At 70.5% G+C, this 11105-nt stretch carries 7 protein-coding genes; 2 read left to right on the forward strand and 5 right to left on the reverse strand.

The features are described 5' to 3' along the window. Window positions 1-174 precede the first annotated feature (174 nt). The 5 genes from EF918_RS25620 to EF918_RS25640 all read right to left on the reverse strand — a co-directional run bounded on the left by EF918_RS25620 (window position 175) and on the right by EF918_RS25640 (window position 6209). Complete coding sequence (locus tag EF918_RS25620; protein WP_125650934.1) at window positions 175-822, reverse strand: RNA polymerase sigma factor; 648 nt, start codon at window positions 820-822, stop codon at window positions 175-177. A 44-nt stretch (window positions 823-866) separates the two neighbouring features. After that, window positions 867-1106: a DUF397 domain-containing protein gene (locus EF918_RS25625; RefSeq protein WP_125650936.1), complete on the reverse strand. Its 240-nt coding sequence runs from the start codon at window positions 1104-1106 to the stop codon at window positions 867-869. After that, window positions 1103-1975, reverse strand: a complete 873-nt coding sequence (locus tag EF918_RS25630; RefSeq protein ID WP_125650939.1) for a helix-turn-helix transcriptional regulator — start codon at window positions 1973-1975, stop codon at window positions 1103-1105. The genes EF918_RS25625 and EF918_RS25630 overlap by 4 nt, the downstream gene beginning before the upstream one ends. A gap of 109 nt (window positions 1976-2084) precedes the next feature. Further along, complete coding sequence (locus tag EF918_RS25635) at window positions 2085-2492, reverse strand: hypothetical protein (RefSeq protein ID WP_125650941.1); 408 nt, start codon at window positions 2490-2492, stop codon at window positions 2085-2087. 114 nt (window positions 2493-2606) lie between these two features. Beyond that, on the reverse strand, window positions 2607-6209 hold the full coding sequence (locus EF918_RS25640) for a putative adhesin (protein WP_125650943.1): 3603 nt from the start codon (window positions 6207-6209) through the stop codon (window positions 2607-2609). A gap of 197 nt (window positions 6210-6406) precedes the next feature. Here EF918_RS25640 and EF918_RS39160 point away from each other — a divergent pair, with 197 nt between their 5' ends. Continuing rightward, window positions 6407-10090: a ricin-type beta-trefoil lectin domain protein gene (locus EF918_RS39160; protein WP_125650945.1), complete on the forward strand. Its 3684-nt coding sequence runs from the start codon at window positions 6407-6409 to the stop codon at window positions 10088-10090. Between the two features lie 200 nt (window positions 10091-10290). Continuing rightward, a partial coding sequence (locus tag EF918_RS25650; protein ID WP_185921917.1) for a lytic transglycosylase domain-containing protein occupies window positions 10291-11105 on the forward strand: 815 nt, incomplete at its 3' end.

The following is an 11105-nucleotide window of genomic DNA, read 5'->3' on the forward strand; positions in this document are numbered from 1 at the left end:
GCCGCCGTGCGGGGGCGGGCCGGGGGTCGGCGGCGGAACCGCGGAACTCGTTCATCAGGTGCTCCTCCAGCAGGCGCTGACGGTCGAGCGGCAGTTCCGGGCTCCCCGGGGGCGGCAGCAGCCGGCCCAGTTCCGCGTGGTCCGGCGCTGCGTCTCGCCGCCACGTGTTGCGGATCATCGGGTCTCCTCCTCGTGCGACTCTCGCGACCGGGCCGCGGGGATGCGGCCACCCGGTACTTGTCCGGAGCGGTCCGCCGGTTCCCCGTTCGTGCGGATTCCTCCCCATTCCTCCGCGACGAGCTTGCGCAGCCGGGTGCGGGCGCGGGAGAGCCGGGAGCGGACCGTGCCGACGGGTACGCCGAGCGCGGCGGCGGCCTCGGCGTACCCGAGCCCGGACCAGACGCACAGCGTGAACACCTCGCGCTCGCCGCGCCGCAGCTTGGCCAGCGCGCGCTGCGCGGCGGCCAGTTGGTCGGCATCGGCGAGCCGGGCCACGAGCTCGTCGGCGAAGTCGGGCACCGTCTCCTTGGCCGGCAGCCGCCCGAGGGCCTGATGGTGCCGGCGGGCGGCCCGCGTGGTGTTGCGCAGGACGTTCACGGCGATGCCCATGAGCCAGGGGCGAGGGCTGTCACCCTCGTCGCGCAACTTGGCGCGCAGCCGCCAGGCCTCCAGGAAGGTCAGCGAGACCACGTCCTCGGCGAGGGACCGGTCCCCGGTGACCCGCACGGCGTGCCGGTGCACGAGCGGGGCGTGCGCCCGGAACAGCTCCCGGAACGCCTCCGGTTCCCCGGCGCGAATCCGGGAGTGCAATGAGTAGTCCACGTCACCAGTTGTCCGCGGTCGCGGACCGGTTCCCGTGGCTCAGCTCACACCGCGTACCCGAGGAACGCGGACCAGGCCTCCGGCGACAGCGCCAACTGCGGCCCGGCCGGCACCTTGGAATCCCGCACGTGCACCGTCCCGGGGCAGGCGGCCACCTCGACGCAGTTGCCGCCTTCGCCGTCGCTGTAGCTGGACTTGCGCCAGGCGTAGGCAACTTCGACGCAGTTGCCGCCCTCGCCGCTGCTGTAGCTGCTCTTGAACCAGGCCAGTTCGGTGGTGATCATGGTCCTTCTCCCAGCATCTTCTCGATCAGGGCCAGCGACTCGTCGGGCCTGAGCGCCAGTGAGCGGATGATCCCATAGCGCTCGCTGTAGACGCGGACCCGTTCCGGGTCGGTGATCAGTTCGGCATGGCCGTAGGTCTCCGTGTAGGCGACCAGTTGGCGCCCCTTCGGGTGCAGCAACGTGAACGAACTGTCCAGGCAGGGGTGTTTGTCGATGTCCAACGGCATCACCTGAAGGTTGACCGTGCGGCGGCTGCCGATGTCCAGGATGCGCCGCAGCTGCTCGCGGTGAGCGGCACTGCCGCCGATGCGGCGGTGCAGCACGGCTTCCTCCAGGAGAAAGCTGAAGGTCGGGGACGGCCAGCGGTCCAGGATCACCTGGCGGGACAGTCGGTCCGAGACGCGCTTCTCGACGGTCTCCTCGTCCAGCAGCGGACGGCGGTAGCGGAAGACGGCGCGGGCGTAGGCCTCGGTCTGGAGGAGGCCGGGTACGGCCTGGACCTCGTAGTAGTGGAGGGCCTGGGAATCGGCCTCGGCGTCGGCGAAGCGGCGGAACCAGTCCGGGTGCCGGATCCGGGCCTTCTTGAGCGCCTCGGTCACGTCCGGCACGGCGGCCCTGAGCAGTCCCCGGGCCTCCATGACCACATCGGCCCGCTCCAGGAAATCCGGCTGCGGCAGCCGGACACCCCGCTCGATGGACCCGACCAGGTCCTCGCTCACGTGCATCCGCTGCGCCAGTTCCTTCTGGGTGAGCCCCATCAGCTCGCGCAGCGTCTTGATCTGTTTACCCAGGGCGCGGAAGAGATGGGCCGTTCCGTCCACCTCCACGGGAGGCGCGGGTCGTTCTTCGCGTGGTGACAGGTCGTTCATGGCTGATCCGCCCTCGTCCGTACCGCCCGTACCGGAGCAACGAGCGTACGGCGGCCCGCCCGACCTCCGTCCTGCGATCACCCGAATTCAGTCACATGGCACCGCGGGGTCAGCCGGCCGGGTACCGCCGGACCACTTCGGCGCGTACGGCCTCGACGAACTGCGTGGGGGGCAGATAGCCGTGTTCCTGGACGTAGTGAATGATCAGATTGGGAGCCACGTACAGCGTTCCGTCGGGTGCGGTCGCGCGGATCTCCGCATGCCCCAGGGGATAGGTCTGTCCGGTCCGGGGCGACGTGGCCATCGGCTCGGTGAGGACCGGGCAGATCGTGCAGTGGTGGAATCCGCGCGCCTTGTGGTCGAGGAACGCCCCGAGGTCCAGCAGGTCCGTCACGAACTCGTCGCTGGATTCCCCGGTGGGGAACGCCTCGTCGCCTTCGAGCCAGCCGATGGTGAGGCCCTCCGGAGGCGCGTGGTAGTCGTAGTCGTAGGTCGCCAGATCGGGGTAGTAGGTCATTTTTTCCTTCTTCGGCGCTAGGGCGTCGCGGCAGGCCAGGATACGTGCCGTGACGTGCGCGGGGCGGATGGGGAAAGGGCCCCGGCCGTGCGGCCGGGGCCCTTTCGCAGGACATCAGAGGAAGGGATTGAACTCCCGGCACATGGCCATGTGGACGTCGCCCATACCCCTGCGGATCAGCTGACTGATATGGCTGTCCCGCGTCACCGTCCAGCTACCACTGACGATGTTCAGGTCGGTCGGGGGACCGAGGATGTAATCCGGAAGGATCGACCCGGGTCCGAACGACTCGACGGCATCGGGGGCGTCCTTGCCGAGTTCCACCGACTTCCCCGCACCGTCGCCGAGCGTCTTCTTGTGGGGAACGTAGAAGTGCAGCGTCGTGCCTTCGGGAACCATGAAGCTGCCCGTGTTCCGGCCGAAGGTGCCGTGTCCGGCGAACACGGTCGCGCCGTCGGCACGCCGCCCGGTGGTCACGGACTCCGGACCCTTCTTCGGCACGCCGACGTTCCGCTGGTCCCGCCCCTTGATCACCGTGGGCTGGCTGTTGGCGTCCTTTCGTGAGGTCCTCTTCGACCACGCGCCGTTGTTCCGGCTCGTGGCCGCACTGCTGCGGGATCCGCCGGCCTTGGTGGCACCCGCGCGCGGCCCGGAGCGGGACGTCCAGCTGCTCACCTTGCGGACCGGGGACGCCTTGCTGACCTTGCTCGTGTACTTGCTGGCGTACTTGACGGTCTTCGCCGCGAGCCGGGTACCGGCGATGGCCGAGCCCGCGACCGGAATCATCGAGGCGAAGGACATCGCCGCGTTCTTCCAGTCGCCCTGGGCGGCGTACCAGACACCGTTGACCAGGTCGGCGGCCTCACCGATGACCGGGATCATGCCGGCCACGTCGAGCGCGGTGTGACCGTACTTGTTGATCGCGCTGCCGACCGACTTGGCGGCCTTCTTCAGCGCACCCCAGAACAGGCCGTCCGGGTCCGAGAAGGTCATCGGGCTGTTGTTCGCGTACAGGTAGCCCTGGAGCTGCTGCGGATCGGTCGGGTCGATGATCGGGTCGACCGAGAGGAACGTGCCCGTGCTCGTGTCGTACTCGCGTGCCCCGAGATGGGTCAGGCCGGTGGCCTTGTCCTCGGTGCCGCCGACGAAGCCGCGCTCATTGGGCCAGGACGTGGGCTGTGCGCCCCGGTCCTCACCGAACGGCTTGGTGGCCTGACGCTGCACCTGAAGGGTGGCGGCGTCGATCGCGGTGGTGGCCGTGTTGTGGTGGTCGGCCGCCAGGTAGGAGAGCTTGCCGCTGGAGGAGCGGACGGTGCTGAGACCGCTGCCCGGAAGACCGTAGGCACGCGTGCCCACCGTCGTTCCGGTCGTGGTGTCGAGGGTGACCTCGCTCATCCCGAGGAAGAGGGTCGTCCTGCCCGGATCCTTGCGGGCCAGCCGGTTGCCGTCGGCGTCGTAGACGTAGGTCGAGGTGCCCGCGCCGGTCTTCGCCGAAGCCAAGTTGCCGTCCGGGTTCCAGGTGAACGTCTGGACGCCGCCGGCGGCGTCGGGACGCGTCAGCGTGTTGCCGGTCGCGTCGTAGGTCGAGCTCCCGGCGACGGCCGGACCGGTGCCGGTCTGCTTCGTCGTGGAGGTCGGGGCGTGCGGGCGCGGCTGGCCCGGGGCCGGGAAGGTGTTGGTGGTCGTCGTCGACTTGGCGGCGTCGCCGGCCGGGTCGTGGTCGGTGACCGACGTCCGGTTGCCGGTGACGTCGTAGGTGAACGACTGGTGGTACGGAGCCGGACCGCCGACCTTGCCGGGCTGCGGTGCGGTGTTGGTGCAACCGCCGATGCCGGGGACGGACGGGCCGGGCTGGGTGGTGGTGGTACCGGTGTCGGTCCACGCCCGGGTCATCCGGCGCAGGTGGTCGTACGTGAAGCACTGCGTGTCACGCACAGCGCCCTGCTGGCTGGAGACGGAGGTGACGTCACCGGCCGGGGTGTAGGTGTAGTCGGTGAGGTCGACCGCGCCGGCCGAGTCCTGCTTGTCGAGCTGCGCGCGCAGCAGGCGACCGGTGGCCGGGTCGTGGCTGTGGGTCATGCTGACCTGCTTGGGCACGGCGCCCAGAGTGGTGCGCTGAACCTGACCCAGCTCGTCGTAGTCGGTGAAGTTGACGTAGGTGGTGGTGGAGCTGCCCAGGGAGACGGGCAGGCCGTTGACGTTGCGGCCGATGAAGAGGGATTCCTTGGGCAGCCCGCCGACGGCGGGCAGGCCCATGAAGTCGGCCTCACCGGTGATGGCGTCGTAGGACACCGTGGTGGTGTAGCTGGTGCTGAGCGCACCCTCGCCCGGCGGAACCGTGAGCTTGGTGCCGGTCGGGCGGTACCCGTCGTCGTACCCGGTGATCTCCTGGCGCCACGGCTTGCCGTCCACCCAGCTGGTGGAAGCCGTCGGCAGGCCGGGGACCAGAGCGTCGTACTCGTACGTGGCGATCTGGGTGCCGTTGACCGCGCCGAGGTTGCGGGAGGTCGGGCGGCCCAGGATGTCGTAGCTGGTGAACGTGGTGATGCCGCGGCCGTCGGTCTCCGAGACCGGCCGGTCGGCGGCGTCGAACGCCGTGACCGTCGTGCCCTTGTCCGGGTCCTCCGCCCGGGTCTGGCGGCCGTGCAGGTCGTAGCCGTACTTCCAGACGTTGCCGGCCGGGTCGGTGACCTGGCTCAGCTGCCCTTCGGCGGTGTACGCGTAGCGGGTCGCGTCGTACTCGCCCGTGGTGCTGCCGGACTTGTACTGGCGCTTCTCCACCGTGCGCCCGCGTGCATCGGTGTGAACGCTGGTGGCGGTGTCACCCTTGGGCGGGGTGGAGTCGGTACGGTCCACGCCCGGGTAGGCGGTGGTGCTGCGCCACTGCTCGACGGCCTTCGAGGAGAAGATCTCGGCGACCGGGCGGCCCAGGCCGTCGTAGCTGACGGTGCTCTGGGCCGGGACGGTGTCGTCGTTGGCGACGAAGCGCGTCCTGACCGGGCCGGAGGCCGTGTTGTTGAAGTACGGCGAGCTGACCTTGACGGGTCGTCCGTAGCTGTCGTAAACGGTGTCACGGATGACGCGGCCGGTGCCGCCGTTGGCCGTGACACCCTGGGTCTGGACGGTCTGGCCGAAGGCATCGAGGATCTCGATGCTGGTCGCGTAGGACTCGTCCGCGCGCAGGGTCTTCGTGGTGACCGAGCTCGTACCGGTGTTGGTCAGGTCGTACTCGACGACCTGGTTGGCAGCGTCGCTCCGCGTCCGGCCGGGCTTCCAACTCGCCGTGATGCGGCCGAGAGCGTCGATCGCGTACTCGGTGGTGCGGCCGTTGTGGTCGACGACCGTGACCGGCACCTCGCGCAGCGGGTGGTAGGTCGACGTGGTCGCCCAGCCCTTGGCATTGGTGACCTTGATCGACGTCGGCGCGAACAGCGTCGCCGGCGTGTACTCCGTGGTCGTCTTCGCGCCCGCCGCGTCCGTCGCGCTCGTCACGCGGCCGTACGCGTCGTACGTGACGGTGGAGTTCAGCGAGAACTTCGGCTGGCCCGCCTCGAAGCGGTCCAGTTCCTCCGTGCTCGTGACCTGGCCCGGGCCCGTGAGGGTGCCGTGGGGCTGGCCGTCGTAGTACGTGCGGTTGCGGCCCAGGGTGGTGGACTCCGTCGCCGTCGTGGCGCAGTCGCCCTGGACCTGGACGGTCTCCGAGACGCGGTCGATCATCCACGCGGCCGTGTTGCGGGCGTAGGACGTGGTGGTGCCGGCTCCGGCCGAAGGCCACCACCAGCGGGCTGACGCTGTCCGGCGGCGGCAACGCCCCGCTGGCCACGCTCGACCAGGACGGCAAGAAGCTGGAGCTGACCTGGCCCGAGGCGCTGCCCGAGCCGGTCCTCGACGGCGCCAGCGCCACGTACCCCGAGGTGGCCCCCGGCACCGACCTGAAGGTCACGGCCGAGTCCTCCGGCGGGATCTCCCAGATCCTGGTGGTGAAGTCGGCCGAGGCCGCCCGGCACCCCAAGCTCGCCAGGCTCACCATGGGCCTCAAGGGCGAGGGCGTGAACGTCAGCGCCGACGGCAGCGGCAACCTCAAGGCCGCCGACGCCTCCGGCCGCACCGTCTTCCACGCCCCGGTCCCCACCATGTGGGACTCCGGCGCCGAAGCGGCCGTCCCGGCCCCGCGCCCCACCGGCACCCCGAAGTTCTCCCGGCTCGCCCGCTCCGCCGCCCCGCAGCAGGCGGGCGCCGCGGACGACCGGGCCAAGCCGGCCTCCGACAGCGAGGGCCCCGGCGCCCACGCCAAGGTGGCCAAGCTGCACACCGAACTCGGCCAGGGCTCCGTGGCCCTGACCCCCGACCGGTCCTTCCTGAACGACGCGTCGACGGCCTACCCCGTGTACATCGACCCCGCCTGGGCGCCGACCAACCGCGGCACCCAGCACTGGGCCTGGGTGCAGGAGGCGTACCCCGACACCGTCAACTACGACGACTACGGCGACCAGTACGACCCGGGCGTCGGCTACCAGCGCTGGCAGTCCCGCACCGGCATCGAGCGCTACTACGTCCAGCTCGACACGAGCGACCTGGGCGACAAGAGCATCAAGAAGGCCTCGTTCAACGCCACCCAGTCCTACGCCGCGGACGCCACCTGCTCCAACAGCTACAACGTGGACCTGCACTCCACCGAGCCGCTGCTGTCGAACATCACCTGGCGCACCCAGCCCCGCGACTGGGAGGTGCTGCGCACGACGTCCATGAACAGCGCCGGCGGCCCGGGCTGCTCCGGCTCCACCACCCGCGGTGAGTGGGACGTCCGCGACCACCTGGCGGGCAACGCCTGGCGCGGCAACGTCACGTACGCGCTGTTCGCCTCGAACGAGTCGAAGACCAGCGGCAACAACTCCTTCAAGCGCTTCACGCGCGACAAGAGCAAGCTGCCGTTCTTCTACATCGAGTACAACCGCGCCCCGTACACCCCCTGGGGCCTGGTGACCACCCCGGTCCCGCAGAACCCGTCCGGCCCCGGCCACTGCGGCTGGATCGGTGCCACGGGCTACCCGGGCATGGGCATCGGCGCCTGGATCGGCGATCCGGAGAACCAGCCCAACGACGCCCACTTCTTCGTCCACGACGCGAACGGCGACGCCCTCGTCCACGACAGCGGCTGGATCGGCCTGACGAACGGCACCCACTGGGTGTGGGCGTGGCCGGGCAACCTCTCCGACGGGCACACCTACTACTGGAAGGTCCAGGGCGGCGACGGCGACATGACCTCCGCCTGGGCCACGTCCGACTGCAAGTTCAGCATCGACACCCAGCCGCCGTCCGTCCCGGTCGTCACCTCGAACGAGTACCCGCCCTCGGGTACGCTGCCGGGCTCCACCAAGTCGATCGGCCAGCAGGGCGCCTTCACGCTGAGGTCCACCGACGCCCACAGCGGCGTCGTCTCCTACGAGTGGGCGTTCAACTCGTCCATCCCGGTCGGCGGTGCCAACACCGTCACCGCCGGTGCGGACGGCAGCGCCTCGATCAACCTGACCCCCACCACCTGGGGCACCAACATCCTGCGCGTGCAGGCCGTGGACAAGGCGGGCAACCGCTCGCAGCAGCAGACGTACGCCTTCTACGTCCCGGACAACCCGAACGCGAAGACCACGCTCGGCGACATCACCGGTGACGAGCGGGTCGACTTCATCGCCCCGACCGCGGGCGGCGACCTCGTGGTGTACCCGACCGCCGTCGACCCGTCGGCCGCCGGCGTCATCGCCTCCAACAAGGCCAACAGCCCCGGCGGCGCCGGCTGGGGCCCGGGCACCCTGACCACCCACCGCGGGGGCAACGGCATCCGGATCGACGACCTGTGGGCCTGGCGCGACGGACAGCTCAAGCTGTACCGCAACTCGCTCACCCAGGGCGGCCTGGAGGCCAACGGCGGCCTGTACTACAACGCCTCGAAGGCCCTCACCGTCAAGCGGCCGCCGCTGGTCACCTGCACGGTGGCCGCGACCGGTGACATGTGCGGCAGCGAGTACGCGTCCAACTGGTCGCGGGTCAAGCAGATCCTGGCGGTCGGCGACGCCCGGCCCGAGGACGGCGTGACCCCGTTCAACGACCTGCTGACGATCGAGACCGACGGCACCGGCAGCCGCCTGCTGCTCTTCCAGGGCACCGGCGCCACGGGCACCCTGGCCGATCCGATCGTCCTGGTCCTCAGCAACTCCGGCTGGGAGGGCCTGACCCTGATCGCCCCCGGCGACGCCACCGGCGACGGCCTGCCCGACCTGTGGGCCCGGGACGACAACACCGGCGTGATCTACCAGTACGCCAACGAGCGCGGCAACCCCGCGGCCCTCGGCGACCACACCAAGCGCACCCAGATCGGCGGTGGCGTCAAGGCCGTCGACCAGCCGGTCATCGGCTCCTCCGGGGACACCAGCGGTGACGGCGTCCCCGACCTGTGGGCCAAGGACAGCAGCCACCGGCTGCTGACCTGGAACGGCATCGCCGAGAACGGCAAGGTCGTCCGCTTCGGCGACCAGCACACCATGGGTGACGCGCGGATCTCCTCCGCGCAGTGGAAGCTGAACGAGGGCACCGGCACCACCGCCGCCGACCTGCGCGGCACCAACCCGCTCACGCTCTCCGCGACCGGCGCCACCTGGGCCGACGACACCGTCGCCGGCACCCCCGGCAAGGTCCTGGACCTGGCCGGCGGCGCGGCCGGCGGCATCGCCGCCGGCACCGGCCCGGCCGTCGACACCACCCGCAGCTTCACGGTGTCGACCTGGGCCAAGGCCGACGCGCTCGGCGGGGTCGTCCTCAGCCAGCCCGGCACCCGGTCCAGCGGGTTCATCCTGTGGCCCGAGGGCAGCGACGGCACCTGGCGGTTCGCGATGTCCCAGAAGGACGACGACACCTGGACCTACGACCAGACCACGACCATGAACGGGGCCGCCAAGGTGACCCTCGGGGCGTGGGCCCAGCTGACCGCCACCTACGACGCCACCACCGGCTTCCTCGGGCTGTACGTCAACGGCACCCTGGCCGGCACCGGCTACCACGCCAAGGACAAGGCCTGGAACGCCACCGGTCCGCTGACCGTCGGCCGTTACCAGTACCAGGGCGCCCCGAGCAGCACCTTCGACGGCCGGGTCAGCAACCTCGCGGTCTACGCCCACTCCACCGTCCCCAGCTCGACCGGGACCAAGCTGATCTCCGCAATCACCGGCGCCAAGTGCGCCGACGGCGGCAACAACCGGATCTCGATCTGGGACTGCAACGAGATCAGCGGCGGCGTGGCCCAGAAGTTCCAGGTGACGCAGGACGGTCTGCTGAAGATCGCCGGCAAGTGCGTGGACATCCAGGGCGGCGGCACGGTCAACGGCACGCCGGTCATCCCGTGGGACTGCGCCCCCGGCGCGTGGAACCAGACCTGGCTGCCCACCGCCACCTCCGGGTTCTTCAACCCGGTCAGCGGCCGGTGCCTGGACGTACCCAACGGGCGGACCGACAACGGCACCCAGCTCCAGATCTGGGACTGCAACGCCAGCAACCCGCAGCGCTGGCAGACGCCCGGTCTGACCACCCCGACGGGAGCAACCGGCTGACCGTCCCTCTCCTGCGGACAACTCCCCCCGTACGGGGGTGAACAGGGCCGGCCACCGTCACCGGTGGCCGGCCCTTCGGGGAGGTTCGGTGAAGCCGAGACAAATGGTTCGTCATAAAGGGGAGGGTGGGCGGCGAGTCGGCGTTGAATACCTGATAGACAGTGGATATTCACGGCTCGCCTTGGGGGGATCGCCGCACTGTGAAGCCTCTTCACCGCCACCTCGTCTCGACGTCTCGCAAGGTGCTCTGCACCGCCGCGCTCGCGGCCAGCCTGACCACGGCCGCCGTCGTCACCACCTCGCCCACCGCCGACGCCGGTGAGGCCGAGCCCACGCCCGACAGCCCGCAGGCCAACGACCGCGGCAACGCGCGCCTGGACCTGCCCGACCTGGTGCAGAACCCGCCGGTCACCGGCGGGCCCACCGTCCCGCAGGAGGGGGCCAGCGGCATCCCGGCGACCGCCCTGGACGCGTACAAGCGCGCCGAGGTGTCGGTGGCGGCCGCGCTGCCCAACTGCCACCTGCCCTGGCAGCTGCTCGCCGGCATCGGCCGGATCGAGTCGGTGCACGCCTCCGGTTACGGCCTCAAGGCCGACGGGTACACCGAGAAGCCGATCCGCGGCCCGCGCCTGGACGGCAACGGCTTCGCGGAGATCCGCGACACCGACAAGGGCGAGTGGGACGCCGACACCCAGTACGACCGGGCGGTCGGCCCGATGCAGTTCATCCCGTCGACCTGGGCGACCTGGGGCGCCGACGGCAACGGCGACGGCCGCCGCGACCCCAACAACATCTACGACGCCGCGCTCGGCGCCGGCCTGTACCTGTGCGCGGGCGACCGCAACCTCGGGGACGCCGCCCAGCTCGACCGGGCGATCCTGAGCTACAACAACTCCCGCGAGTACGTGAACAGCGTGACCGGCTGGATGCGGCAGTACCAGAACGGTGCCGCCGGGGTGCCGAACCCGCCCGCCGGGAACTACCCGACCCCCGCCCCGGGCCCGATCCCGACCCT

Source organism: Streptomyces sp. WAC06614 (genome assembly GCF_003949795.1).
GTDB lineage: Bacteria > Actinomycetota > Actinomycetes > Streptomycetales > Streptomycetaceae > Streptomyces.

Bases quoted from the DNA above. Each gene is read 5' to 3' on its own strand.
- EF918_RS25625 (WP_125650936.1), bottom strand. From the start codon at position 1,106: ATGATCACCACCGAACTGGCCTGGTTCAAGAGCAGCTACAGCAGCGGC.
- EF918_RS25630 (WP_125650939.1), bottom strand. From the start codon at position 1,975: ATGAACGACCTGTCACCACGCGAAGAACGACCCGCGCCTCCCGTGGAG.
- EF918_RS25635 (WP_125650941.1), bottom strand. From the start codon at position 2,492: ATGACCTACTACCCCGATCTGGCGACCTACGACTACGACTACCACGCG.
- EF918_RS25640 (WP_125650943.1), bottom strand. From the start codon at position 6,209: ATGATCGACCGCGTCTCGGAGACCGTCCAGGTCCAGGGCGACTGCGCC.